Source organism: Klebsiella sp. P1954 (genome assembly GCF_018199955.1).
Lineage (GTDB): Bacteria > Pseudomonadota > Gammaproteobacteria > Enterobacterales > Enterobacteriaceae > Klebsiella > Klebsiella pneumoniae.
Genome location: NZ_CP073373.1, coordinates 1,493,844 through 1,518,804 on the forward strand (window position 1 = coordinate 1,493,844; position 24,961 = coordinate 1,518,804).

Annotated in this window: 20 protein-coding genes and 1 pseudogene; 10 read left to right on the forward strand and 11 right to left on the reverse strand. The window is 63.4% G+C overall.

The window, feature by feature from the left end; all coding sequences use genetic code 11:
• Window positions 1-115 precede the first annotated feature (115 nt).
• The 4 genes and pseudogenes from KB890_RS07330 (at window position 116) to KB890_RS07345 (ending at window position 2,870) form a co-directional block, all read left to right on the forward strand.
• A complete protein-coding gene (locus KB890_RS07330) occupies window positions 116-1,204 on the forward strand; it encodes an oxidoreductase (protein WP_020324572.1) in 1,089 nt (362 codons plus the stop codon).
• A gap of 57 nt (window positions 1,205-1,261) precedes the next feature.
• Window positions 1,262-2,005, forward strand: a complete 744-nt coding sequence (locus KB890_RS07335) for an SDR family NAD(P)-dependent oxidoreductase (protein WP_020324574.1) — start codon at window positions 1,262-1,264, stop codon at window positions 2,003-2,005.
• Between the two features lie 183 nt (window positions 2,006-2,188).
• Window positions 2,189-2,491, forward strand: coding sequence for a type II toxin-antitoxin system RelE family toxin (locus KB890_RS07340; RefSeq protein ID WP_002893907.1), 303 nt, complete (start codon window positions 2,189-2,191; stop codon window positions 2,489-2,491).
• Window positions 2,466-2,870 (forward strand): annotated as a pseudogene (locus tag KB890_RS07345) (helix-turn-helix domain-containing protein). The gene KB890_RS07340 and the pseudogene KB890_RS07345 overlap by 26 nt, the downstream one beginning before the upstream one ends.
• On the opposite strand, the gene KB890_RS07350 reads toward KB890_RS07345, so the two are convergent.
• From KB890_RS07350 to entC, 7 genes are all read right to left on the reverse strand, one after another.
• On the reverse strand, window positions 2,867-3,064 hold the full coding sequence (locus tag KB890_RS07350) for a YbdD/YjiX family protein (protein WP_002893903.1): 198 nt from the start codon (window positions 3,062-3,064) through the stop codon (window positions 2,867-2,869). The pseudogene KB890_RS07345 and the gene KB890_RS07350 sit on opposite strands and share 4 nt — an antisense overlap.
• A 104-nt stretch (window positions 3,065-3,168) precedes the next feature.
• The gene (cstA, locus tag KB890_RS07355; RefSeq protein WP_002893896.1) at window positions 3,169-5,274 is read right to left on the reverse strand and encodes a pyruvate/proton symporter CstA; all 2,106 of its coding nucleotides are present in this window, start codon (window positions 5,272-5,274) and stop codon (window positions 3,169-3,171) included.
• A gap of 356 nt (window positions 5,275-5,630) precedes the next feature.
• The gene (entH, locus tag KB890_RS07360; RefSeq protein ID WP_002893892.1) at window positions 5,631-6,044 is read right to left on the reverse strand and encodes a proofreading thioesterase EntH; all 414 of its coding nucleotides are present in this window, start codon (window positions 6,042-6,044) and stop codon (window positions 5,631-5,633) included.
• Window positions 6,045-6,791 carry a 2,3-dihydro-2,3-dihydroxybenzoate dehydrogenase EntA gene (entA, locus tag KB890_RS07365; protein ID WP_024622880.1) on the reverse strand — a complete coding sequence of 249 codons (747 nt, stop codon included), beginning with the start codon at window positions 6,789-6,791 and terminating at the stop codon, window positions 6,045-6,047.
• An 8-nt stretch (window positions 6,792-6,799) separates the two neighbouring features.
• Complete coding sequence (entB, locus tag KB890_RS07370) at window positions 6,800-7,651, reverse strand: enterobactin biosynthesis bifunctional isochorismatase/aryl carrier protein EntB (RefSeq protein ID WP_020324582.1); 852 nt, start codon at window positions 7,649-7,651, stop codon at window positions 6,800-6,802.
• A 13-nt stretch (window positions 7,652-7,664) separates the two neighbouring features.
• The gene (gene entE / locus KB890_RS07375) at window positions 7,665-9,272 is read right to left on the reverse strand and encodes a (2,3-dihydroxybenzoyl)adenylate synthase EntE (RefSeq protein ID WP_020324573.1); all 1,608 of its coding nucleotides are present in this window, start codon (window positions 9,270-9,272) and stop codon (window positions 7,665-7,667) included.
• A 9-nt stretch (window positions 9,273-9,281) separates the two neighbouring features.
• Window positions 9,282-10,457 (reverse strand): isochorismate synthase EntC, encoded by a 1,176-nt coding sequence (gene entC, locus KB890_RS07380; RefSeq protein ID WP_004176916.1) that lies wholly within the window; start codon window positions 10,455-10,457, stop codon window positions 9,282-9,284.
• A gap of 188 nt (window positions 10,458-10,645) precedes the next feature.
• On the opposite strand from entC, the gene fepB reads away from it, so the two are divergent.
• Window positions 10,646-11,605: a Fe2+-enterobactin ABC transporter substrate-binding protein gene (fepB, locus tag KB890_RS07385; RefSeq protein WP_004147526.1), complete on the forward strand. Its 960-nt coding sequence runs from the start codon at window positions 10,646-10,648 to the stop codon at window positions 11,603-11,605.
• A 609-nt stretch (window positions 11,606-12,214) separates the two neighbouring features.
• On the opposite strand, the gene entS is transcribed toward fepB, so the two are convergent.
• Window positions 12,215-13,456 (reverse strand): enterobactin transporter EntS, encoded by a 1,242-nt coding sequence (entS, locus tag KB890_RS07390; RefSeq protein WP_004147525.1) that lies wholly within the window; start codon window positions 13,454-13,456, stop codon window positions 12,215-12,217.
• Between the two features lie 112 nt (window positions 13,457-13,568).
• Here entS and fepD point away from each other — a divergent pair, with 112 nt between their 5' ends.
• Genes fepD through fepC form a run of 3 tightly spaced genes read left to right on the forward strand, consistent with a single transcriptional unit; the run spans window position 13,569 to window position 16,356 of the window.
• Window positions 13,569-14,576: a Fe(3+)-siderophore ABC transporter permease gene (fepD, locus tag KB890_RS07395; RefSeq protein WP_004176917.1), complete on the forward strand. Its 1,008-nt coding sequence runs from the start codon at window positions 13,569-13,571 to the stop codon at window positions 14,574-14,576.
• Window positions 14,573-15,565: an iron-enterobactin ABC transporter permease gene (gene fepG / locus KB890_RS07400; protein ID WP_020323968.1), complete on the forward strand. Its 993-nt coding sequence runs from the start codon at window positions 14,573-14,575 to the stop codon at window positions 15,563-15,565. Before fepD ends, fepG begins: the two co-directional genes overlap by 4 nt.
• Window positions 15,562-16,356 carry an iron-enterobactin ABC transporter ATP-binding protein gene (fepC, locus tag KB890_RS07405; RefSeq protein WP_020323973.1) on the forward strand — a complete coding sequence of 265 codons (795 nt, stop codon included), beginning with the start codon at window positions 15,562-15,564 and terminating at the stop codon, window positions 16,354-16,356. Before fepG ends, fepC begins: the two co-directional genes overlap by 4 nt.
• Window positions 16,357-16,420: 64 nt before the next feature.
• Here the strand turns inward: fepC and entF are convergent, their stop codons facing one another.
• The 3 genes from entF to fes are packed head-to-tail and all read right to left on the reverse strand — an operon-like array spanning window position 16,421 to window position 21,752.
• The gene (entF, locus tag KB890_RS07410; protein ID WP_020323970.1) at window positions 16,421-20,302 is read right to left on the reverse strand and encodes an enterobactin non-ribosomal peptide synthetase EntF; all 3,882 of its coding nucleotides are present in this window, start codon (window positions 20,300-20,302) and stop codon (window positions 16,421-16,423) included.
• A 10-nt stretch (window positions 20,303-20,312) separates the two neighbouring features.
• Complete coding sequence (locus KB890_RS07415) at window positions 20,313-20,516, reverse strand: MbtH family protein (protein WP_004176919.1); 204 nt, start codon at window positions 20,514-20,516, stop codon at window positions 20,313-20,315.
• A 27-nt stretch (window positions 20,517-20,543) separates the two neighbouring features.
• Window positions 20,544-21,752: an enterochelin esterase gene (gene fes, locus KB890_RS07420; protein ID WP_020323966.1), complete on the reverse strand. Its 1,209-nt coding sequence runs from the start codon at window positions 21,750-21,752 to the stop codon at window positions 20,544-20,546.
• Between the two features lie 259 nt (window positions 21,753-22,011).
• Here fes and fepA point away from each other — a divergent pair, with 259 nt between their 5' ends.
• Both fepA and entD read left to right on the forward strand, forming a co-directional pair.
• Complete coding sequence (gene fepA / locus KB890_RS07425) at window positions 22,012-24,240, forward strand: siderophore enterobactin receptor FepA (RefSeq protein ID WP_009483791.1); 2,229 nt, start codon at window positions 22,012-22,014, stop codon at window positions 24,238-24,240.
• Between the two features lie 66 nt (window positions 24,241-24,306).
• Entirely contained in the window at window positions 24,307-24,930 is a 624-nt protein-coding gene (gene entD, locus KB890_RS07430) for an enterobactin synthase subunit EntD (RefSeq protein ID WP_020323974.1), read from the forward strand.
• The last annotated feature ends 31 nt before the right edge of the window (window positions 24,931-24,961 follow it).

Here is a 24,961-nt window from a genome sequence, read left to right on the forward strand (position 1 = left end):
AGCCGCCGCTGGCTGACAACTGCGTAAAAAGCATAAGATACAACGAAATAATATTAGCCATCTGGATGTCCAGACATAACATCAGGTTAGCCCAACACCCATAAGGACAGCTTCCATGAGCAACAGCGATATCCGCGTCGTGCCCGGCCCGGCCAACTATTTCTCCCATCCTGGCAGCCTTGAGCGGCTGAGCGATTTTTTTAACGCCGACCAGCTCTCGCGAGCGGTGTGGGTCTATGGCGAGCGCGCTCTGGCCGGCGCCGAACCTTTTCTGCCGGCGGCCTTCCACCTGCCGGAGGCGAAAAAGATCCGCTTTACCGGCCACTGCAGCGAACGCGACGTGGCGGGGCTGGTGCAGGCCTCCGGTGACGATCGGGCGGTAGTGATTGGCGTCGGCGGCGGCGCGCTGCTCGACAGCGCGAAAGTGCTGGCCCGCCGCCTGGGGGTACCGCTGGTGGCCATCCCGACTATCGCCGCCACCTGCGCGGCGTGGACGCCGCTGTCGGTGTGGTATAGCGACGCCGGACAGGCCCTGAATTTTGAGATCTTCGATGACGCCAACTTCCTGGTGCTGGTCGAACCGCGCATCATTCTCAACGCCCCGGCGGAGTACCTGCTGGCGGGCATTGGCGACACCTTAGCCAAATGGTATGAGGCCGTGGTGCTGGCGCCGCAGCCGGAGGCGCTGCCGCTCACCGTGCGGCTGGGGATTAATGGCGCGCTGGCGATCCGCGATGTGCTGCTGGCCAGCAGCGAAACGGCGCTGGCGGACCAGCGCCGCGGCGATCTGACCCAGGCGTTTCGCGATGTGGTGGAGGCGATTATCGCCGGTGGCGGGATGGTTGGCGGGCTGGGGGAACGTTACACCCGGGTCGCCGCCGCCCATGCGGTGCACAACGGACTGACGGTGCTGCCGCAGACGGATAAATTTCTCCACGGTACCAAAGTGGCCTACGGCATTCTGGTACAGAGCGCCCTGCTTGGTCAGGACGATGTGCTGGCGCAGTTAGTGCAGGCGTATCAGCGCTTTAACCTGCCGACCACCCTGGCGGCGCTGGAAGTCGATATCAATAACCGCGCAGAGCTGGACCGGGTCATTGCCCATACCCTGCGCCCGGGCGAGTCGATTCACTATTTACCGGTGACGTTAACCCCTGAGGTTCTGCGCGCGGCGTTTGAGAAGGTGGAATACTTCAGCCGTTAATCACCCCGACCGTCTATACCTAATGATGATGCTCACCACTCTCGCAACGAGGTCATCATGCAGATCGATTTAACAGGTAAGAAGGCGCTGGTTACCGGCGCCAGCCGTGGGTTGGGTCGCGCCATCGCGCTGTCGCTGGCGCGCGCCGGCGCCGATGTGGTTATTACGTATGAAAAATCGGTCGATAAAGCCCAGGCGGTCGCCGATGAAATAAAGGCCCTGGGTCGGTACGGCGAAGCGGTACAGGCCGACAGCGCCAGCGCGCAGGCGATTCAGGATGCCGTCACCCATGCGGCCCGGTCCCTCGGCGGGCTGGACATTCTGGTCAACAACGCCGGAATAGCCCGCGGCGGTCCACTGGAATCCATGACGCTGGCGGACATTGACGCGCTTATCAACGTCAATATCCGTGGAGTGGTCATCGCCACCCAGGAAGCGCTGGTGCATATGGCCGATGGCGGACGGATCATCAACATCGGCAGCTGTCTGGCTAACCGCGTGGCCATGCCGGGCATCGCGGTTTACGCCATGACCAAGTCCGCCCTCAACGCCCTGACCCGTGGCCTGGCGCGTGATTTAGGCCCTCGCGGGATCACCGTTAACCTTGTCCATCCAGGGCCGACCAACAGCGATATGAACCCGGAAGACGGAGAACAGGCGGAAGCCCAGCGCCAGATGATTGCGGTCGGCCACTACGGCCAGCCGGAAGACATCGCCACGGCGGTCACCTTCCTCGCCAGCCCGGCCGCCGGGCAGATCTCCGGTACGGGGCTGGACGTGGATGGCGGATTGAACGCCTGATCGCACATTTTCTGCAAGCCTCTGTCGCCCGGCAGAGGCCTTTCCGCGCCGCCTCGACGGGTTGCGTTTTGCCTCTTACCTGCGTTTTTTCTCCGCTCTACAGTACCCCATAAGAAATTCGGAATTTATCTAATAGTCTTATTATTTCCTTATATTTTGTGTGGGCGTACAGTGGAGGTACGGATGAAAATTGTCTGGTCAAAAACGGCAGATAAGCAATTTTCTAAAATCGATACTCGGTATAAGAGCCGCATTAAATCCAGGCTGGAGAAGATGGATGATAAAGCTTCACCTATCTCGGATATCAAAAAATTGTCCTCTCCCGAAAACCACTACCGGCTGCGATTAGGTGATTACAGAGTCATCTACACCTTTGGGGATCCACCGGGCGATACCTGCTACGTCGTGGCGGTTAAACGCCGAACCACCACCACCTACCTTCATGAGGAAGATACCGAATATGACTATTCAGTACATCAAGGATGAAGAAGGAAAAGACCAGTATGTCGTCATTCCTTACAGCGATTACTTTCGTATGCGCCTGGCTCTGCTGGAGTACGACGACGAGGATGAAAGCGACTGGTAAGATATTCCTTATGAATCAGATATCTATGATGACGTCATGCTGCCGGGCGAAGTCTGCGACGTGATGCATAAAGAAAACGTCAGCCTGCAGGCCGCGTGGCGCATCCTGCGCGGGATGTCCCAGCAGGAGGTAGCCGAAAAGCTTGGCATCAGCCAGTCCGCGGTGTCACAGCTGGAAGCGCTGGACTCCCGTCCGCAAAAGCGCACCCGCGAGAAGCTGGCGGCGATTTACGGCTGTACTCAGGAGCAGATCAGCCTCTATCTGCCGAAAGAGGGTTAACAGCACTTCGCCCCGCCCTTGCCGCCGTAGCGCGCGTCCTGGCGTTCGCGAAAGAACTCTTCATAGGTCATCGGCGTCTGATCCGGGTGGGTTATTCGCATGTGCTCGACGTAGTTATCGTAATCCGGCACGCCGATCATCATTTTGGCGGCCTGGCCTAAATATTTTCCTGCTTTGGAGAGGGTGTCAAACATAAGTCATTTCTCTTTTGTATCCCTCACCCCGAGCCTCTCCCAAAGGGAGAGGGAGGGTCGGAAATGTAGGCCGGGTAAGGCGAAGCCGCCACCCGGCACACCGGTTAATGCGCCCCTTTCGCCTGGGTCTCAATCGCGTCCAGGTTTTCAGGCATTGGCTCATACGGCGTCTCTTTCGCCGTCGGTTTATCCTCTTTCAGCGCCGCCAGCGCGGTTTTAATCGAGAACAGCGCCAGCACCACCACCACAATCATAAAGAAGATGGTCAGCCCGGCATCGAGACGGTTGTTAAACACCAGCTGCGCCAGCTGTGATTCGGTATATTGCGGCGGAATGTTGCCGCTGTCGATCATCGCCTGGAATTTATTAGCGATCGCCAGGAAACCGACTTTGGTGTCCGGGCTAAACGACTTCTGCCAGCCGGCGGTCAACGTACAGATCAGCAGCCAGCTGGTCGGCAGCAGCGCCACCCACGCGTAGCGCTGGCGTTTCATCTTGAACAGGACCACCGCGCAGAGCATCAGCGCCATCCCCGCCAGCATCTGGTTGGCAATACCGAACAGCGGCCACAGGGTGTTAATCCCGCCCAGCGGATCGACCACCCCCTGATGCAGGAAGTAGCCCCACGCCAGGACGCACAGCGCGGTCGCCAGCAGGTTGGCCGGTAGCGAGCTGGTTTTTTTCAGCCCCGGGCTAATCACGCCCAGCAGATCCTGCAGCATAAAGCGCGCCGCGCGGGTGCCGGCATCAACCGCCGTCAGGATAAACAGCGCCTCAAACAGAATGGCGAAGTGGTACCAGAACGAGACATCCATCAGTCCGCCCAGCGAGCCGTGCAGGATGTAGGCCATCCCCACCGCCAGCGTTGGCGCGCCGCCGGCGCGGGAGATAATCGACTGTTCGCCGACCTCGCTGGCGATTTGATGCAGCGTATCAGGCGTAATGCTAAAGCCCCAGCCGCTCACCACCTGCGCTGCCGAGGCGACGACATCGGTGGTACCCGCCGGCGCCAGCACCGCCATCGGGCTGTTCATCGCGAAGTAGACGCCCGGATCGATAATACAGGCCGCCACCAGCGCCATAATAGCGACGAAGGATTCCATCAACATGCCGCCGTAGCCGATAAAGCAGGCCTGGCTTTCGTTGGCCAACATTTTCGGCGTGGTGCCGGAGGAGATCAGCGCGTGGAAGCCGGAGACCGCGCCGCAGGCGATGGTGATAAACAGGAACGGGAACAGGTTGCCGGTCCATACCGGGCCGGTACCATCGACGAACTTGGTCAGCGCCGGCATCGTCAGGGTCGGGCGCATAATCAGGATGCCAATCGCCAGCCCCACGATGGTGCCGATTTTCAGGAAGGTGGAGAGATAATCGCGCGGGGCCAGCAGCAGCCAGACCGGCAGTACCGCAGCCACAAATCCGTAGCCCACCAGGATCCAGGTCAGCTGTACGCCGGTGTAATCAAACCACGGCGCCCAGGTCGGGCTTTCCGCCACCCAGCCGCCGGAGATGATGGCGAACACCAGCATCACCAGGCCTATCACCGACACCTCGCCGATGCGTCCCGGACGCAGATAGCGGATGTAGATGCCCATAAAGATCGCCAGCGGAATGGTAAAGGCGACGGTGTATGTCCCCCAAGGACTGTGGGTCAGCGCTTTCACCACAATCATCGCCAGGACCGCGAGGATGATCACCATGATCATAAAGCAGGCCACCAGCGCCAGGACGCCAGCGGTCGGTCCCATCTCCTCTTTAACCAGTTCGCCAAGCGAACGGCCATCGCGGCGGGTCGAAACAAACAGCACCATAAAGTCCTGTACCGCCCCAGCCAGCACCACGCCGGCGAGGATCCAGATCATCCCCGGCAGGTAGCCCATCTGCGCGGCGAGCACCGGGCCCACCAGCGGCCCCGCGCCGGCAATGGCGGCAAAATGGTGACCGAACAGCACTTTTTTGTCGGTTGGAACGTAGTCGAGGCCATCGTTATGCCGCACCGCGGGCGTCATCCGCGTCGGGTCAACGCCGAGCACGGTTTTAGCGATATACAGGCCGTAGAAACGATACGCGATCAAATAAACGCAGACCGCGGCGACGACAATCCACAGCGCGTTTATCTGCTCACCCCGGTTTAAAGCGATATAGCCGAGGGCGAAGGCTCCGATGACGGAGAGCAGCGCCCAGATAAGGTATTTCCCTGAATTATTCATTGTTGTGGTCCACCGGTAGGGTAATCAGGATGTTACATTTTGTTTCTAGATCACAACGCAGAATTTAACAACACCGAAACATCGCAGATGCCGTACACCCACAGAGATTTGTCTCACATTGCTAGCGAGATCACTTAAGGCAGGAAAATGAATGAAAGGGTTACCGTGAACGGTGCCGTTTTTTTTGTCGGGTGGCGGCTAACGCCTTACCCGACCTACAGATACTTAGCCCTGCTAAGCGCAATGCGAGCAGGGAAACTCCCGGATGGCGGCGCGCTGCGCCTTATCCGGGCTACCCCATTGCGCCGATACGTAGCCCGGCTAAGCGTAGCGCAAGCCGGGGAAACAGCGGCTTCTTAGCCCAGCACCGCGGTGCCCAGACGACAGGTGCAACAGCGCCGCCCCTTCTCGTCATATACCACAATCTCCCAGCTCTGGCTCTGGCGACCAAGATGCAGCGGACGGCACTCGCCGCGCACTTTCCCGCTGGAGACGGCCCGGTGATGGCTGGCGTTAAGCTCAGTCCCGACGACGCACTGCCCTTCTTCGGTCATCAGCCAACCGGCCATCGAGCCCAGCGTCTCCGCCAGCGCCGCGGAAGCGCCGCCGTGCAGCAGGCCAAACGGCTGATGCGTGCGCGCATCCACCGGCATCTCCGCCTCCAGCAGCCCCTCTTCCAGTCGGGTGTAGATGATGCCAAGATGCGCCACCATGGTATTTTCGCTGCTGGCGTTCAGCGCCGCCAGCGTAAGCTCTCGCTTCCAGGCCATTTACGCCCCCAGCGTCGAGCCGCCATCAACCACGATATCCTGCAGGGTGATATGGCTGGCGTGAGAAGAGGCGAGGAACAGAATGGTATTGGCGATCTCCTGCGGGCGGGCGATTTTACCCAGCGGGATGCCGAGCTTAAACTGCTCGCCGAAGCCGCGGATCCGCTGCTGCTCTGCATCGTCGCTGACCCACAGGGTGCGCTGCATATCGGTATCGGTGGAGCCCGGCGACACCAGATTACAGCGCACCCCGCTGCCCGCTAGCTCAAGGCCGACGGTCAGCGCCAGGCTTTTCAGCGCCGCCTTCGAGGCGCCATAGGCGCTCATGCCGATGCGCGGCGTGTGCGCAGCATCGGAGGCGACGGTGACGATCGCCCCGCCCCGCTGGCGACGGAACTGGGCCATCGTCTGCTGAAACAGGTTGAACGCCCCGCCGACGTTGACCGCGAAGGTCTGCTGCCAGTCTTCCGCGCTCAGCTGGTCGGTAGCGCCCATGCGCAGGATCCCGGCGGCGTTCACCAGCACATCTAAACGCTCGGTGTTCGCCAACAGCCGGCTACATGCCTCGCGTACCTGGTCGGCATCGGCAACGTCCAGCGTTTCGGTGGCAAACGGATAGCTTTCGCCGTCAAAGGCGAGGTCGAACCCGGTGACGTTGGCCCCGGCCTCGACGAAAGCCAGCGCGGTGGCATAGCCAATCCCTTTACCTGCGCCGGTCACCCACACGGTCTGACCGCGAAAATCCAGCGCCGCCATTAGTGCACCTCGCGGGAGAGCAGCGCCCACCAGGCGTCGATGGTCGGGTTTTTCGCCAGCATCACGAAGTCGATATCGCCGTGCACTTTGCGCCAGCGGGCGGCCAGGGCCATCATCCGCACCGAATCCAGACCGTAGTCGATTAGGTTTTCATCATCCAGCGGTTCATCGGATTCGTCGAGCAGCGGCAGAATTAGCTCACGCAGCGCCGCTTTGGAGGCTGGGAGCGGTAGCAGCTCTTCGGTCATCACCACGCGGCCGGAGCGGCCGGCGACGTATTTCAGCGCCATCAGGTGCTCTTCACGGCTGAAATCTGCCAGCGCGTCGGCGACAAAGAACGGTTTGATATCGCGCATGAAAGCATCGGTGGCGGTGGTCATGCAGCCGATATGGGCGTAAACGCCGGTGATGATCAGCTGGTCGCGACCGGTCTCTTTCAGCATCTCCTCCAGCGGCGAGCGATGAAACGCGCTGTAGCGCCATTTCACCAGCACGGTATCGTCTTCATCCGGCGCCAGCGCGGCAATCACCTGCTGCTGCTCCGGCGAGCGGGTCAGACCCGGCCCCCACATATCATTCAGCAGGGCGCGGTCTTCATCGCTCTGCTCTTTCGGCTGGGCGGTGTAGTACACCGGAATGCCGTTCTGTTTGCAGAAGTCGCGCAGGGCGGCGATATTAGCCACCACTTTCTCCATCATCGCGCTGTTTTCGCCCCAGAAGTTGAGGAAATACTCCTGCATGTCGTGGATCAGCAGCGCGGCGCGCGACGGCTCAAAGGCCCAGTTAACTTTGTTCGCCGGAATATCGCTGGCTTCCGGCAGCGCATAAGCCTGTAATTTAGGGATTGCCATTCTCTGTTCTCCTTCAGCCCAGCTTGCCTTCGGCCAGCCACTGACGTAATTGTTTTTTATCGACTTTGCCCACCGGCGTCAGCGGCAGCGCGGCAACGCACTCCACGCGGTCCGGCAGTTTAAATTCCGCCACCCCCTGCTCGCGCAGGAAGCGGCGCACGGCGACGGCGCGCAGCGGCGAGGTCACCACCAGATAAGCGCAGCTTTTCTCGCCCAGCAGATTGTCTTCGATGCTGACCAGCGCGGCGTGGATCACCGCCTCATGGCGCAGCAGCAGGTTTTCGATCTCTTCAGCGGCGATCTTCTCGCCGCCGCGGTTGATCTGATCTTTTTCCCGGCCCTGGACGGTGATATACCCATCTTCGTCGATCGAAATCAGATCGCCGGAGCAATAAAATCCCTCGGCGTCAAAGGCTTCCGCGTTATGCTGCGGGCTGTTGTAGTAGCCGCGGAAAGTGTACGGCCCGCGGGTCATCAGGCGGCCCACTTCGCCGCGCGGCAGCGGGTTGCCGTCGGCATCCGCTACCCACACTTCATCGTCCGGGCACATCGGACAGCCCTGGGTATTGATGATCCGCTCCGGGCTATCGTTAAGGCGGGTGTAATTTACCAGCCCCTCCGCCATGCCGAACACCTGCTGCAGCTGGCAGCCGATTTCCGCCGGAATGCGCGCGGCGAGCGTCGCTGACAGGCGCGCGCCGCCGACCTGCAGCAGCTGCAGCGATTGCAGCTGGGCGTTGCTGCCCCATTCGTGAATCGCCTGCAGCCACAGGCTGACTGCCGGCGGCACCAGCGAGGCAACGTTGATCTGATGTTTTTCGATCAGCGGGAAACAGAGCGTGGCACTCGGGTCGGCGGCGAGGATCACCCGCCCGCCGGCGAGGAAGACGCCGAGCGAACCCGGGGAACTCATCGCATAGTTATGCGCCGCCGGCAGCGCGTTGAGGTAGCGCGTTTCAGCGTTAATCCCGCAGATCTCATTGCTGCGGCGGATACTGTAGTCGTAATCGTTATGGGTGCGTGGGATAAGCTTCGGCGTCCCGGTGCTGCCGCCGGAGAGCTGGAAAAAGGCCACTTCGTCGGCAGGGGTTGGATTGGCGATAAAGTTATCCGCCGGGCGGTTAATCTCCGTCGCCAGATCGCGCTCGCCGCCGTCGTTACGCAACAGTGCGACGCGCAGGGAAGGATGTTCCGCGATAAACGCGTGGAGAAAGCTATCGTCAGCAAACAGCGCGTGCTCGCGATCGGCAATCAGCAGCGCCGGTTTAATCTGCGCAGCGTAGGCGTTAAGTTCGCTGCGCTGGTGGCTGAACAAAGCGTTCACTGGCGCGACGCCGATGCGCAGCAGCGCAAAGAAGGTCATGTAAAACTCGGCGACATTGCCCAACTGCACCAGCGCGGTCTCCCCGCGCTTCAGTCCCTGGCGCTGCAGCGAGCAGGCGAGGTTGTCCACCAGCTGGTTAAACTGGCGGTAGCTAATCTGCCGCTCGCCATCGATAATCGCCACGGCGTCATTGTCCGCGTGACGGGTGATCAGATTGGTTAACGGCAGATCCTGCCAGTAGCCTTTTTGACGATAGCGGGCCGCAAACTCTTCCGGCCAACGGGTAAATGCAATCATCCTTGCCTCTTAGTTCAAGCCAAATACGTTAAGCATGGTGGTCAGTTTGACGCCGGTTTCGCGCCATTCGCCCAGCGGCGAGGAGGCCGGAACAATGCCCGCGCCGGCAAACAGGCGCAGCGTACGCTGCTGCAGACGCGCGCAGCGGATAGTCACCACCCACTCGCCGTTGCCTTCGTCATCGCACCAGCCGACGATGCCGCCGAACAGCTGGCGATCGAAGGGTTCCAGTTCAGCAATCAGGCGCTTCGCCGCCTGATGCGGGAAACCGCTCAGCGCCGGCGTCGGGTGCAGCAGACAGGCCAGCGACATGGCGTTTTCTTCCGCCAGCGCGGTGCCTGCGATCGGCGTCGCCAGATGCCAGAGCGTCGGGGTGGTAATCAACTGCGGCGACTCCGGTAGCGACAGCTGACTGCTGCGCGGGCCCAGCACGCTCTTCATCGCCTGGGTCACCAGCTCGTGCTCGTGGCGATCTTTGCCGGAGGCCAACAGCCTGTTGCCTGCTTCCCGATCCAGCACATCGTCCGGCTGGCGACGGGCGGAGCCGGCCAGCGGCAGAGAGCTGAAGTGCTGTCCTTCTTTACGCAGCAGCAGCTCCGGGCTGGCGCCCAGCAGCACGCCGCCGTCGGAGAGCGGCACGTGGAAGTTAAAGCTGGCGGGGTTCTGGGCGATCAGTCGCTCCATCAGCGCGCCGCTGTCGACGCGGTCGCGGGTGGTAATATCGATAAGCCTTGATAGCACCACTTTGTCGACTTCCGGGGTGGCGGTCAGCGCGGCGGCGCGTTCCACCATGGCTAAAAACGCGTCCTGCTCCGGGATCTCCCGACGCTCCACCACCTCCATCGCCTCCAGCGGCGCGGCATAGCGGGCGGAACGCTGCTTTTCCGGGCGAGAGAACGCTTCCCAGCGCTCGGGGATATAGAGCTCGGAAGGCTGACAGGTGTCGAACGGGATAGCCCCGACCATCACCGGCTTGCGGATCCCCGCCGCCCGGGCCTCGGCAAAGGCGGCCGCCATCTGCTGCTGGAACTCGCCGTTCAGCGCATCGCCGCCAACGGCGGGCTGTGAGAAGCGACGGAAGCAGCCTGAAGTGGTAAAACTGCGGTACGGCGACATAAAGAAGAAGCTGTCCGGCGACAGGGTCCGGGTCGGTTTCTTTACATCCTCAGCCAGTGACGTTTCCATATCATCCTCCAAAAACGATAAAGATATTAAGAATAATTATCATTTATATTTTGGTTGGCTAACCTAAAAGGTATTGCCCGCCATGTCAACCGCGTTACGTCATGGCGCCGCCACTTTGGCTTGCATCCTGCTGACACAAAGTTGAAAATGAGACGCATTTATCACCTTTCAAATCAGGATGCGATGACGTGAACTTCTTTTCTTTCTGCCGCCGCGGTGCGCTGACCGGCATGCTGTTGCTTTTAGGAATTACCTCAGCCCAGGCGGCGGACTGGCCGCGCCAGGTCACCGACAGCTACGGGACGCATACCCTGCCGAGTCAGCCGCTGCGCATTGTCTCCACCAGCGTGACGCTTACCGGTTCGCTGCTGGCGATTGACGCTCCGGTGGTCGCCAGCGGCGCGACCACGCCGAACAACCGCGTCGCCGATAGCCAGGGCTTTCTGCGCCAGTGGAGCGAGGTTGCCAAAGCCCGCAAGCTGGCGCGGCTGTACATCGGCGAACCAAGCGCCGAAGCGGTGGCCGCCCAGATGCCGGATCTGATCCTGGTGAGCGCGACCGGCGGCGACTCCGCCCTGCCGCTGTACGATCAGCTTAAAACCATCGCCCCGACGCTGGTCATCAACTATGACGATAAAAGCTGGCAAACCCTGCTCACCCAGCTGGGGCAGATCACCGGTCATGAACAACAGGCCAGCGCGCGCATTGCCGACTTCAATAAACAGCTCGTTTCGTTAAAAGAAAAAATGAAACTGCCGCCGCAGCCGGTGACCGCCCTGGTCTATACCGCCGCCGCGCACAGCGCCAATATCTGGACGCCGGAATCGGCTCAGGGGCAGATGCTCGAACAGCTGGGCTTTAGCCTGGCGACGCTGCCGGGCGGCCTGCCCGCCAGCCATAGCCAGGGTAAACGCCACGATATCGTGCAGCTGGGCGGGGAGAACCTCGCGGCCGGTCTGAACGGCCAGAGCCTGTTCCTGTTCGCCGGCGATCAGAAAGATGCGGATGCCATCTACGCCAACCCGCTGCTGGCGCATCTCCCGGCGGTCGCAGGCAAACGCGTCTACCCGCTGGGCACCGAGACCTTCCGCCTTGACTACTACAGCGCTCTGCTGGTGCTCCAGCGTCTCTCCAGCCTGTTCGGCTAACGCGGGCTGCGCCATCAGGACGGGCTCTCGGCCTGCACACCTTGCCGGGCGGCGCTGCGCTTGCCCGGCCTACTGAGCTTGCACCGGCCTGCCGTACCCCAGGCCCGGTAAGGCGCAGCCGCCACCGGGCATCAGGCCGGGTACGCAACCTGAACTCTTTGCCGGGCGGCGCGGCGCTTGCCCGGCCTACAATGCCAGCGTCCCCAATCCAGACCGTAGGCCCGGTAAGGCGCAGCCGCCACCGGGCATCAGGCCGGGTACGCGGCCTGCACACCTTGCCGGGCGGCGCGGCGCTTGCCCGGCCTACTGAGCTTGCACCGGCCTGCCGTACCGTAGGCCCGGTAAGGCGCAGCCGCCACCGGGCATCAGGCCGGGAACGCGGCCTGAACACCTTGCCGGGCGGCGCGGCGCTTGCCCGGCCTACAATGCCAGCGTCCCCCAGTACCGTAGGCCCGGTAAGGCGTAGCCGCCACCGGGCATCAGGCCGGGTACGCAGCCTGAACACCTTGCCGGGCGGCGCGGCGCTTGCCCGGCCTACAATGCCAGCGTCCCCCAGTCCAGACCGTAGGCCCGGTAAGGCGCAGCCGCCACCGGGCAAGCGCACCCTACTTAACTTTCGTTGACAATTTCCGGGCGCTGGAAACGGCGCAGCTCGCGTAGCAGCCCAACCAGCAGCACACCGACAAGCGCCAGCGCCCAGCCGCTGGCGCTGGCGGATGCCGCCGGGGTCATCACCGCCCCTAAGCCGCCGAGCAGCGCCGCGCCGATGGCGTCGCCGGTGACGTTTTGCGCGGTCCACAGACCGTTAATCCGCCCGAGCATATGTTCCGGCGTCTGGGTCTGGATCAGGGTGTACTGCAGCAGCGAGCTAATAGCGCTCAGCCAGCCAAACAGCGCCAGGCACAGCGCGCCCAATGCCCAGTGCGGCATCAGGCTGAACAGCGCAATGGCGACAAACGATCCCACCGTCGTCGCCAGCATCAGCGCGCCCGGCCGCACCGTCTGGGCCAGTTGGCCGCTGGTCAACGCCCCCAGCGCCGCACCGAGCGGAATAGCGGCGTACAGCAGGCCAATCTGTCCGGCCGACATCTGCCAGCTACCGGCCAGCGCCGGATAGAGCACCCGCACCGCGCTGGCCATGGTCAGCAGACCGCCAAGCAGCGCAATCCCGCCGATAAGCGGGCTTCGGCAGAGGAAGGTCAGCCCCGCCAGCAGGGAGCGCAGCGGATGCTCGCGCGGCTGCGGAGGCGGCGGCAGCTGCGGCAGACGCAGCAGGGTTAAGGTGGTGATAAAGGTCCCCGCCGCCGCCAGGCCAAAGTTCCACGCCACGCCGCCGGTGGCCAGCAGCAGGCCGCCGATCATCGGCGAAATCACCGAGCCAAGGCGCACCGTCAACATGGTGATGGCCCCGGCCTGCATCAGGTTTTCCCGCCCCACCAGCGCCGGGGTCGCCGCCAGCAGCGCGGTCACCCCCAGCGAGGCGAAGAACCCATCCCAGATCCCCAGCAGGTAGATCGCCGCCAGCGACGGCTCCGGCAGCAGGGCGTTCAGACACAGGCCGACAAAGCCCACGCCGCAGGTGCCGCGCGCCAGCAGGATCAGGCGTTTACGTTCATAGCGGTCAGCCAGCACGCCCCCCACCATCAGACCAACAAACATCGACGCCCCGGTCAGCGTCACCGACAGCCCGACCTGCCAGGTCGAATGGGTCATCATCTGGATCTGCACCGGAATGGCCACGCCCAGCAGGCCAAGCGACAGAATAGAGATAAAGCGAGCGATAAAAACGGCGCGAAACGCCGGGTGAGTTTTCAGCAGGCTGAGATTGAGCAGCCAGGATTGTCGGTTCATTACAGCGCCTTGTCGTTATTTTTAATACCCTTTTTACTGTGGGTCATGCTACCATAGCTGAATAAAATCGATAACGATAATTACTATCATTATCATATCAGGGATGTCAGTTATGTCGTTTTCTACGACCGCGGTACGCTCTGTCGCCGTGCCCGGATTGTTGCTATTACTCGCCTTAGCCGCCGCGCTTAGCCTGACCATCGGCGCCAAATCGTTGCCGATCGGCACGGTATTCACCGCCTTCAGCGGAACCTGTCAAAGCGCTGATTGCACTATCGTGCTGGACGCGCGCCTGCCGCGCACTCTGGCCGGTCTGCTGGCCGGCGTCGCCCTCGGCCTCGCCGGCGCGCTGATGCAGACGCTCACCCGCAACCCGCTGGCCGACCCCGGCCTGCTGGGGGTCAACTCCGGCGCCAGCTTCGCCATCGTCCTCGGCGCGGCGCTGTTCGGGATCACTTCCCCGCAGGAGCAGCTGCTGCTGGCGTTCTGCGGCGCGCTCTGCGCCTCGCTGCTGGTAGCCTTTACCGGCAGCCAGGGCGGCGGTCAGCTGAGCCCGGTGCGCCTCACCCTCGCCGGGGTCGCCCTTGCGGCGGTACTCGAGGGGCTGTCCAACGGCATCGCCCTGCTCAACCCGGACGTCTACGATCAGCTACGCTTCTGGCAGGCCGGTTCGCTGGATATCCGCACCCTGCAAACGCTGAAAATTGTCCTGCTGCCGGTAGTGGTGGCGGGGATCGCCGCTCTGCTGCTGAGCCGGGCGCTGAACAGCCTGAGCCTGGGCAACGATACCGCCACCGCCCTCGGCAGCCGCGTCGCCCGCACCCAGCTGATCGGCCTGATCGTCATCACCGTCCTGTGCGGCAGCGCCACCGCCGTCGTCGGCCCCATCGCCTTTATCGGCCTGATGATGCCGCATATGGCGCGCTGGCTGGTGGGGGCCGATCATCGCTGGTCGCTGCCGGTCACCCTGCTCGCCACCCCGGCCCTGCTGCTGTTTGCCGACGTGATTGGCCGCCTGCTGGTGCCCGGCGAACTGCGGGTATCGGTGGTGAGCGCCTTTCTCGGCGCGCCGGTGCTGATCTGGCTGGTGCGCCGCCAGCCGCGGGGAGGTGGCCTGTGATTGCTCCGTCCCGCCGCCTGATAGCCAGCTGTCTGCTGCTGATGGCCGCCAGCCTGCTGATTTCCCTGCTCGGGCTGGCGCAAGGCCCGGTGCCCCTGACGATTGACCAGGTGTTCTCGGCGCTGTTCGGCGATGCGCCGCGCAACGTCGCGATGGTGGTGAACGAATGGCGGCTGCCGCGGGTGTTAATGGCGCTGCTCATCGGCGCCGCGCTCGGCGTCAGCGGCGCCATTTTCCAGTCGCTGACCCGTAACCCGCTCGGCAGCCCGGACGTGATGGGCTTTAACACCGGCGCCTGGAGCGGCGTGCTGGTGGCGATGGTCCTCTTCGGCCAGAACCTGACGGCGATCGCCCTGGCGGCGATGCTTGGCGGCGTGCTGACCTCGCTGGTGGTCTGGCTGCTGGCCTGGCGCAACGGGATCGAAACCTTCCGCCTGATCATTATCGGCATCGGCGTGCGCGCCATGCTGGTGGCATTCAACACCTGGCTGCTGCTGCGCGCCTCGCTGGAGACCGCCCTTTCTGCGGGCCTGTGGAACGCCGGATCGCTCAACGGCCTGACCTGGGGTAAAACCTGGCCGTCGGCGCCGCTGATCCTGCTGATGCTGGTGAGCAGCGCCCTGCTGGTTCGCCGGATGCGGCTGCTGGAGATGGGCGACGATACCGCCTGCGCGCTGGGGGTGCAGGTCGAGCGTTCGCGCCTGCTGCTGATGCTGGTGGCGGTGGTGCTCACCGCCGCCTCGACGGCGCTGGCCGGGCCGATCTCATTTATCGCGCTGGTGGCGCCGCATATCGCCCGCCGCCTGAGCGGCACGGCCCGCTGGGGACTGACCCAGTCGGCCCTGTGCGGCGCGCTGCTGCTGGCGCTGGCCGATTACGGCGCCCAACGGCTGTTTATGCCGTGGCAGCTGCCGGTTGGCGTGTTAACCGTCAGCCTCGGCGGTATTTACCTTATTGCATTGTTGATTCAGGAGTCCCGCAAAAAATGAGTGCTGTCCCCTCCCGTTTGCGCGGCGAGCAGTTAACCCTGGCCTACGGGAACAAGACCATCGCCGAGTCGCTGAACGTGACCATCCCTGACGGTCAATTCACCGCCATTATTGGCCCCAACGGCTGCGGCAAGTCGACGCTATTGCGCACCCTCAGTCGCCTGATGACGCCCGCCAGCGGCCACGTCTGGCTCGACGGCGCGCAGATCCAGCAGTACGCCAGTAAAGAGGTTGCCCGCCGCATCGGGCTGCTGGCGCAGAATGCCACCACCCCTGGCGATATCACGGTGCAGGAGCTGGTGGCCCGCGGGCGCTATCCGCACCAGCCGCTGTTTACCCGCTGGCGCAAAGAAGATGAAGAGGCGGTGAACAAGGCGATGCGGGCGACCGGGATCAGCGATCTGGCGCTGCAGAGCGTCGACACGCTTTCCGGCGGCCAGCGGCAGCGGGCGTGGATTGCGATGGTGCTGGCCCAGGAAACGGCGATTATGCTGCTGGATGAGCCGACCACCTGGCTGGACATCAGCCATCAGATCGACCTGCTGGAACTGTTGAGCGAGCTGAATCGCGAGAAGGGCTATACCCTGGCGGCGGTGCTGCACGATCTTAACCAGGCCTGCCGCTACGCCACCCACCTGATCGCCCTGCGCGACGGCAGGATCGTCGCCGAGGGGGCGCCGAAGGAGATAGTCACCGCCGATCTGATTGAACGGATTTACGGTCTGCGCTGCACGATCATTGAAGATCCGGTGGCGCATACGCCGCTGGTGGTCCCGCTGGGCCGCCGGTAATCTCCTCTTTCCCCGGCTTGCGCTACGCTGAGCCGGGCTACCTGCTGTAGCCCGAACTCAACCGTTACCCCAGAATCTCCCTGACCACCGGACCGATGGCCTCAAAGGCCTGCGGGGAGATGATATCGACGTGGGCGCAGTTCTGGCTGAACACCTCCAGTTCCCCCACCCACGGGCCCCATACGACCTGCGGATCCATCCCCTCCTGCCGCGTCTTCTCCGCCACGAACAGCGTCGCCTTGCCGTCAAACTTCGCGCTGTGGGCAGTAGTTAACAGCCGCACCGCATCGGCATAGTTGCCTTCGATAGCGCTGAACAGCTCGCCGGAGGCTTGCCCCTGCTGGGCGGCGAGGAACGCTTCGCGCTCGCGGTCGATCTCCGCCAGTACCTCGGGATCCAGCCCGTTGGCCTCTTTCTCCGCCCAGTTTTGCGTCTCCGGCGGCCAGGTATCCAGCAGGCCGAGGAAGGCCACCGCTTCGCCGCGCTGGCGCAAGCGGGCGGCAATCCCCTGGGCTAAGGTGCCGCCCAGCGAATACCCGAACAGGTAATAAGGGCCGTGCGGCTGCTGCGCCAGCAGCGTGCGCAGATGATGCTCGCACACCTCGTCGAGGCTGGCGGCGCTGGCCATCGGCCCCTGCGGGCGCGGCGACTGAATACCGGTAATCGACCAGCGCGGGCTGAGATAGCGCGCCAGCACGCTGAACTGCCAGGCGAAGCCGGAGGCGGGATGGAAGCAGAACAGCGTCGGGCCGTCGCTCTCGCGCAGCGGCAGAAGCGTATCCAGCCCCAGGCGCTGGGCCTGCTCATCGCTGAGATCGGCGGCCAGCAGCGCGCTCAGTTTGCCCACCGTCGAGGCCACCATCACCTGCCCCGGGGTCACCTGCCGCGCCAGCTGGCGGCTGAGCTGTGCCGCCAGGCGCATCGCCAGCAGCGAATGACCGCCAAGGGCGAAGAAATCGGCGTCGATATCGTTCACCTCGCAGCCCAGCAGCTGGCTGAAGGCGGCGGCGACAAGAGTTTCCATGCCGGGCTCCGGCGGCCGGCCGCTGCGCTCGCCGCCGAGGGTCGGCAGCGGCAGCGCTTTGCGGTCCAGTTTGCCGTTGGCGCTCAGCGGCAGCTCAGCGAGCTGCATCAGCACCACCGGCACCATATGCGGCGGCAGCTGTTCCGCCAGCCGCGCTTTCAGCGCCGCGGTATCCAGCGGCAGGCCGGAGTCAGAGACCAGATAGCCAACCAGCTGCCGGGCATCGCCGCCGGTCGCCGCCGCCTGGTTGAAGACGCAGGCGTGACTCACCGCCTGCGCCACGTCCGGCAGGGCCGACATCACCCGATCAATCTCGCCAAGCTCGATGCGCTGCCCGCGGATCTTCAGCTGATCGTCGCTGCGGCCAAGGTACTCCACCGCGCCGTTCGTCAGCCAGCGCGCCACGTCGCCGGTGCGATACATCCGCTCGCCGGGGGCAAACGGGTCGGCGATAAAGCGGCTGGCGGTGAGATCCGGGCGCCCCAGATAGCCCTGCGCCAGCTGGATGCCGGTGAGATAAAGATCCCCCGCCACCCCCGGCGGCACCGGGCGCATCGCGGCATCGAGAATGCGCAGCCCGGTGTTCCACACCGGCCAGCCAATCGGCACGCTGCTGCCGGTCACGGCCGCCAGCTCAGGGCCGCAGGCCGGGTACCAGCTGACGTCCACCGCCGCTTCCGTCGGGCCGTACAGGTTATGCAGCGGCGCACCGGTCAAGCGCTCCCACTCGCGGCACAATTCCGTCGGCAGCGCTTCGCCGCTGCAGAATACCCGCCGCAGCGTGCGGCAGGCAGCGACGCTGTCGGCATCCAGCGAGGCGACAAACGCCGCCAGCATCGACGGCACAAAGTGGGTGGTGGTCACGCCGTAGCGGGCGAAGAACTGCTGCATCGCCTGCGGGTCGCGGTGCGCCTCCGGCTCGGCCATCACCAGCTGCGCGCCGGCGATAAACGGCCACCAGAATTCCCACACCGACACGTCGAAACTGCACGGCGTTTTCTGCGCCACCACGTCGTCGGCAGATAACGGATAGCGATCCTGCATCCACAGCAGGCGGTTGACGATGGCGGTCTGGCCGACCATCACCCCTTTCGGCCGCCCGGTGGAGCCGGAGGTAAAGATGATGTAGGCGGTATGGTCTGGTTTTGACAGCGCCAGCGGCGCGTCATCCCCGGCGGCCAGCGGCTGCTGGTAGCAGAGGCTTTCCAGCCCCGGAATATCGCTGAAGCGGGCCAGTTGATCCTCCGTGGCGATCAGCAGCGACGGCCGGGCGTCTTCCAGCATCATCCGCAGGCGGTCGTCCGGGTAGCCGGTGTCCAGCGGCAGCCAGGCGGCCCCCGCTTCGACAATGCCGTGCAGCGCCAGGGTCAGGAACACCGAGCGCGGCAGGGCCACCGCCACGCTGTCCCCAGGCTTCACGCCGCGCTGACGCAGCAGCTGCGCGAGCGCCACCACCTGCTGACGCATCTCGCGATAGCTGAACTGCCAGCGGGCGTCCGCCAGCGCCGGGGCATCCGGGGTCTTCCGCGCCTGGTCGGCCACCAGCGCGCTGAGGGTGGTGGCAGGCAGCGGCACAGCGGTATCGTTGACCGCCGCCAGCCGGGCCAGCTCGTCGGCGGAGAGCATCTCTGCTTCGCCGCAGCGCAGCGTCGGATCGGCGGCGAACTGCGCCAGCAGCGCGGTCAGTCGCGCCATGTGGCGACGGAGCTCGGCTTCGTCGTACCGGGCCTTGTTGGCGAGGATCTCCAGCGACAGCCCGCCGGTCTCATCCGGGAACAGCGCCAGCTCGAGATCGTTGACCGGGCCGGTGGCGAGGGTGTGGGTCACTGCCTGCACACCATCGATATCTAGCTGGTAATCAAAGACTTTGACGTTCAGCACCGGGCCGAACAGCGGTTCGTCCCCTGCCGCTTTGCCGCTGTCGCGAACGATCTGCTCGGCGTCATAGCGCTGATGGCGGCGCATCTTTTTCAACTGAGCGGCGAGGCGCATCGCCAGGTCCGCCAGCGTCTCCTGGGCGTCAATATGCACCGCCAGAGGCAGGACATTGAGCACCGGCCCCGTCGAGGTCAGCGCGGCTGAACCCATCCGGCGCATAAAGATAAAGCCCGCCGCGTAGTCCATCCGGTTGCACAGGCGGCCCAGCCACAGCGTGGTGAGCGCCAGCGCCAGGTCAGCGGGCTGACACTGCGGCGCATGGCTGGCCAGGCGGCGGAAGGCGTCGGCGTTCATCTCCAGCTTCATCCGCCAGATATCGCTCCCGGCGGCGCGCCCGCCCAGCGGCGCGGCAGAGAGTGAGGCTGGCGCCGGTAACGCCTGGCGCTGGGCCTGCCAGAAGGCTTTATCCCGCTGCCAGGCCTCGCTGCCGGCGTAGCGCTGGTACTCGTCCACCACCTCGGCGAAGGGGGTGAAAGGCGACTCAGGAGTGGCTTCCCCACGCTGCCAGGCGCGGTAAATGGCGGCGATCTGCCGGGTTATCGCCGGGAAGCTGAAGCCATCCACCAGCAAGTGGTGATAACGCTGATACCAGTACCAGCGGTCGTCGCCGACGCGCAGCAGCTGATGGCACACCAGCGGGTTGCCGCCGTCGACGCGCAGATCCTGCGCCAGATCCGCCTGCATCCGCTCCGTAGCGGCGCGATGCGGATCCGGCGCCGTCCGCAGGTCAATGATCGACGGTTCGGCAAAGGTGCGGTCGGCCGCCAGCCACTGCCAGACTTCCCCCTCCTCTTCCTCAAAGCGCAGGCTGAGGGTGTCCGCCTGCTGCAGACCGGCGACAATCGCTTTTCCCAGCAGCGTCGGGTCGAGGGCGCCGCGTAGTTCAACATAGTGGGCTACGCTCCAGGCGCCTGGCAGAGTGGAGAGGCGCTCGGCCATCCAGATCCCCGGCTGCGCGGCAACCAGCGGTAAACGAGTGGTCATTGTCAGCTCCTTATGACGCATGATGGGCGGGGGTCAGTGTCGACCAGTTGGCCGCCAGCCAGGCGTTGCAGGCCTCGGCCGACTGCGGGGGGCACACCACCGTCCAGCCGGCAGGCAGGTCGCAATGCGCCGGCCACAGGCTGTACTGCTGTTGATCATTGCGCAGAATGTAAAACTGCCCTTGCGGATTGTCGAAGGGGTTACTGAATTGCATATCAAACTCCTGTCGTAAAACGCGATGCTAAGGGTGCGACAGCAGAGGCTGCCAGAGCTGGATAAGCCCTGCCGTCAGCCCGCCGCGCCAGCAAAGCGCATCATGCCCGCCGTCAACCTGACGCCAGAAAATCGTCTGCTGTGTTGTGGTGAGTTGCGCCAGTAGCGCCTGGTTCGCGCGAAAAATGATCGGTTCGCGTTGGCCCGCTTCCAGCCAGACGCGCAGCCCGGCCGCGGACACCTCACCCTGGCGAAGCTGTTCGCCGATAAAGCCCGTCCCGCGGCCATCACGGTGCGGCCACCAGTAGGAGCCTGACTGGCTGAGCACGCAGCCAAAGCGCTGCGGCCAGTTGAGAGCGGCGAACATCGCCGCCAGACCGCCGAAGCTTTGCCCGGCCACCACCGTCCGATCCGGGCGGTCGCTGAACGGGGCATAGCCGTGGACCAGCGGCAGGAGCTCCTCCTGCACCGCCAGCCAGAAATCGCGGTGACAGGGCAGCTCAACCCCGCGGCGCTGGTTGTCGATCGCGTCGATCAGCAGGTAGACCGCCGGCGGCAGTCTCCCCTCGCGGGTCAGGGCGGCCAGCGGCGACCACACCGGCATGCTCTCGGCCCAGAATTGGCCGTCGAGCAGGATCGCCAGCGGCCGCGTTTGCGGGTCGACAGCCTCGCCGGTGGTGTAGATCCAGACCCGGCGATGGTTGCCCAGACGCGCGCTGCGCCACTCAAGGCAACGGGCGGCAGGATATGCCTCATTAAGCGGGTCCCAGCCGGGCTGCGCGGGGGCCTGCGGCATCTCCAGGGCGGACACGCCATGGCCGCGTCCGCCCAGCCAGCTGTGCGGGTTCAGCGGATCGGCTATCGCCCGCGGCAGCAGTTTGCGCCAGCCTTCGCGTAGCAGCGCGCGGTCGGGCGCGTCAGCGCTGAACACCTCAGGGGAAAAATCATCGTCACGGTCGGAGGGAATAAAACAGTAGCTGCCGCGCCAGGTCGGCGACAGTGTAGTGCGCCAGAACCAGGCGTCGGTCCCGGGGAGACGTTGCAGCGATTGCGGTCGCGCATTCTGATGGTGGTCGGTCACGCCGGTGATATAGAGCCATACCCGACGATGGGGAGAGCAGGTCTCATCCCCCGCCGGGTCCCGCCACCAGAACGTTACCTCGATGGCGTCATCCACTGCGCGGCACTGCGGCCCCCGCAGGGTTTGCCACCACTCCTCGCTTCCTGTCCTTAACATTCTGTCATTAACCCTATGTATAGCGTGACTTTTTTAATTAATTGTCATTATTTATTGATAATATTATTGATAACTATTTGCATTTGCAATAGCGTATTAGCGCGCCGTGGGAAGCGCGTCTTTCATCAGAACATGTCAAATCGGGCTTATTCAGCCAGCGACGGAGTGCCTTTGCCCGCTTTTGGCAACATTTATGCCGCCTCCCCTCCCGGTGGGAAGGGGCGTTTGGGGAACGTGGCGACAAAAAGCAGGAATAACAATGAATAACAGGATCAAATCCCTGGCCTTGCTGGTCAATCTGGGAATTTACGGGGTTGCTTTTCCGTTAAGCGCAGCGGAAACCGCCACCGACGATAAAAACAGCGCCGCTGAAGAGACCATGGTGGTCACCGCCGCCGAGCAGAACCTGCAGGCGCCGGGCGTCTCCACCATCACCGCCGATGAGATCCGCAAACGCCCCCCGGCGCGCGACGTCTCGGAGATCATTCGCACCATGCCGGGGGTCAACCTGACCGGCAACTCCACCAGCGGCCAGCGCGGCAACAACCGCCAGATTGATATCCGCGGCATGGGCCCGGAAAATACCCTGATCCTGATCGACGGCAAGCCGGTCACCAGCCGCAACTCCGTGCGCCTTGGCTGGCGCGGCGAGCGCGACACCCGCGGCGATACCAGCTGGGTGCCGCCGGAGATGATCGAACGTATCGAAGTGATTCGCGGCCCGGCCGCCGCCCGCTACGGCAACGGCGCCGCCGGCGGCGTGGTGAATATCATCACCAAAAAAACCGGCGATGAGTGGCACGGCTCATGGAACACCTATATGAACGCCCCGGAGCACAAGGATGAAGGCTCCACCAAACGCACTAACTTCAGCCTCAGCGGCCCGCTGGGCGGCGATTTTAGCTTCCGCCTGTTCGGTAACCTCGACAAAACGCAGGCTGACGCCTGGGATATCAACCAGGGCCATCAGTCCGAGCGTACCGGGATCTATGCCGATACTCTGCCGGCCGGGCGCGAAGGGGTGAAAAACAAAAACATCGATGGTCTGGTGCGCTGGGAATTCGCTCCGATGCAGTCGCTGGAGTTTGAGGCCGGCTACAGCCGCCAGGGCAACCTTTACGCTGGCGACACCCAGAACACCAACACCAACGACCTGGTAAAAGAGAACTACGGTAAAGAGACCAACCGGCTGTACCGCAACACCTACTCGGTCACCTGGAACGGCGCCTGGGACAACGGGGTGACCACCAGCAACTGGGCGCAGTACGAGCGCACCCGCAACTCGCGCAAAGGCGAAGGCCTGGCCGGGGGCACCGAGGGGATCTTTAACAGTAATCAGTTCTCGGATATCGATCTGTCAGATGTGATGCTGCACAGTGAAGTCAGTATCCCGTTCGACTACCTGGTTAATCAGAACCTGACGCTGGGCAGCGAGTGGAATCAACAGCGGATGAAGGATAACGCGTCCAACACCCAGGCGCTGTCGGGAGGCGAAATTCCGGGCTACGACAGCACCGGCCGCAGCCCGTACTCGCAGGCGGAAATCTTCTCGCTGTTCGCCGAGAACAACATGGAGCTGACCGACACCACCATGCTGACTCCGGCGCTGCGTTTCGATCATCACAGCATTGTCGGCAATAACTGGAGCCCGTCCCTCAACCTGTCGCAGGGGCTGTGGGACGACTTCACGCTGAAGATGGGTATCGCTCGCGCCTATAAAGCACCGAGCCTGTATCAGACCAACCCGAACTACATTCTCTACAGTAAAGGCCAGGGCTGCTATGCCAGTAAAGACGGCTGCTATCTGCAGGGTAACGACGACTTAAAAGCCGAGACCAGCATCAACAAAGAGATTGGCCTCGAGTTTAAACGCGACGGCTGGCTGGCGGGCGTCACCTGGTTCCGCAACGACTACCGCAACAAGATTGAAGCGGGCTATGCCCCGGTCTATCAAAACAATAAAGGTACCGATCTCTACCAGTGGGAAAACGTGCCGAAAGCGGTGGTGGAAGGTCTGGAGGGGACGTTGAACGTTCCGGTGAGCGAGACCGTCAACTGGACCAACAACATCACCTATATGCTGCAGAGTAAGAACAAAAAGACCGGCGATCGTCTGTCGATTATCCCGGAATACACGCTGAACTCCACCCTGAGCTGGCAGGTTCGCGATGACGTTTCGCTGCAGTCGACCTTCACCTGGTACGGCAAGCAGGAGCCGAAGAAGTACAACTACAAGGGTCAACCGGTCACCGGCAGCGAGAAGAACGAGGTTAGCCCCTACAGCATCCTCGGCCTGAGCGCGACCTGGGACGTCACCAAATACGTCAGTCTGACCGGCGGCGTGGATAACGTCTTCGACAAGCGCCACTGGCGCGCGGGCAACGCCCAGACCACCGGGGGCGCCACCGGCACGATGTACGGCGCCGGCGCCGAGACCTACAATGAATCGGGCCGCACCTGGTACCTGAGCGTCAACACCCACTTCTGATAGCGGGTTCTCCCTCCCCCGCCCTTGCTGGACAAAGGGCGGGGGCAACCGCGGTAACCTTATCCTATGCGCCACCATCGCACCGTTTTGCCTCTGGCCGGCTATACCATCCAGCAGATCGACTTCGACCCGGCGACTTTCCAGCCTGAAGATCTGTTCTGGCTGCCCTATCACGCCAGCCTGACCGGGTGGGGCCGCAAGCGGCAGGCGGAGCACCTGGCCGGACGCATCGCCGCGGCATACGCCCTGCGCGAGGTGGGGGAGAAACGGCTTCCCGCCATCGGCGACCAGCGCCAGCCGCTGTGGCCCACGCCCTGGTTCGGCAGCATAAGTCATTGCGGCCAGCGCGCGCTGGCGGTGATCGCCGATCGGCCGGTGGGCGTCGATATCGAGCGCCGGTTTACCCCACAGCTGGCCGCGGAGCTGGAGAGCAGCATTATCAGCCCGGCGGAAAAAACGGCGCTGCTGCGCAGCGGCCTGCCCTTCCCGCTGGCGCTGACGCTGGCGTTTTCTGCAAAAGAGAGTGGGTTTAAGGCCTGCGATACCGACGTACAGGCGGGCGTCGGTTTTAACGATTTTACGCTGGCTGCAATAAAGGAAGGAAATCTGCGTCTTCGGCTCTCCACCGTGGAGTATCGGCTGCAATGGATTCAGGCAGGGGAATACATCATCACGCTCTGCGCGCCGTAAAAAAACCCGCGCGGCATCCCGCACGGGTTAT

Bases quoted from the DNA above. Each gene is read 5' to 3' on its own strand.
- entC (WP_004176916.1), bottom strand. From the start codon at position 10,457: ATGGAAACGTCACTGGCTGAGGATGTAAAGAAACCGACCCGGACCCTG.
- fepC (WP_020323973.1), top strand. From the start codon at position 15,562: ATGAGTGCTGTCCCCTCCCGTTTGCGCGGCGAGCAGTTAACCCTGGCC.
- entB (WP_020324582.1), bottom strand. From the start codon at position 7,651: ATGGCAATCCCTAAATTACAGGCTTATGCGCTGCCGGAAGCCAGCGAT.
- KB890_RS07350 (WP_002893903.1), bottom strand. From the start codon at position 3,064: ATGTTTGACACCCTCTCCAAAGCAGGAAAATATTTAGGCCAGGCCGCC.
- fepA (WP_009483791.1), top strand. From the start codon at position 22,012: ATGAATAACAGGATCAAATCCCTGGCCTTGCTGGTCAATCTGGGAATT.
- entH (WP_002893892.1), bottom strand. From the start codon at position 6,044: ATGGCCTGGAAGCGAGAGCTTACGCTGGCGGCGCTGAACGCCAGCAGC.
- KB890_RS07335 (WP_020324574.1), top strand. From the start codon at position 1,262: ATGCAGATCGATTTAACAGGTAAGAAGGCGCTGGTTACCGGCGCCAGC.
- entF (WP_020323970.1), bottom strand. From the start codon at position 20,302: ATGACCACTCGTTTACCGCTGGTTGCCGCGCAGCCGGGGATCTGGATG.
- entS (WP_004147525.1), bottom strand. From the start codon at position 13,456: ATGAACCGACAATCCTGGCTGCTCAATCTCAGCCTGCTGAAAACTCAC.
- KB890_RS07415 (WP_004176919.1), bottom strand. From the start codon at position 20,516: ATGCAATTCAGTAACCCCTTCGACAATCCGCAAGGGCAGTTTTACATT.
- fes (WP_020323966.1), bottom strand. From the start codon at position 21,752: ATGTTAAGGACAGGAAGCGAGGAGTGGTGGCAAACCCTGCGGGGGCCG.
- entD (WP_020323974.1), top strand. From the start codon at position 24,307: ATGCGCCACCATCGCACCGTTTTGCCTCTGGCCGGCTATACCATCCAG.
- cstA (WP_002893896.1), bottom strand. From the start codon at position 5,274: ATGAATAATTCAGGGAAATACCTTATCTGGGCGCTGCTCTCCGTCATC.
- KB890_RS07340 (WP_002893907.1), top strand. From the start codon at position 2,189: ATGAAAATTGTCTGGTCAAAAACGGCAGATAAGCAATTTTCTAAAATC.
- entE (WP_020324573.1), bottom strand. From the start codon at position 9,272: ATGATTGCATTTACCCGTTGGCCGGAAGAGTTTGCGGCCCGCTATCGT.
- KB890_RS07330 (WP_020324572.1), top strand. From the start codon at position 116: ATGAGCAACAGCGATATCCGCGTCGTGCCCGGCCCGGCCAACTATTTC.
- fepD (WP_004176917.1), top strand. From the start codon at position 13,569: ATGTCGTTTTCTACGACCGCGGTACGCTCTGTCGCCGTGCCCGGATTG.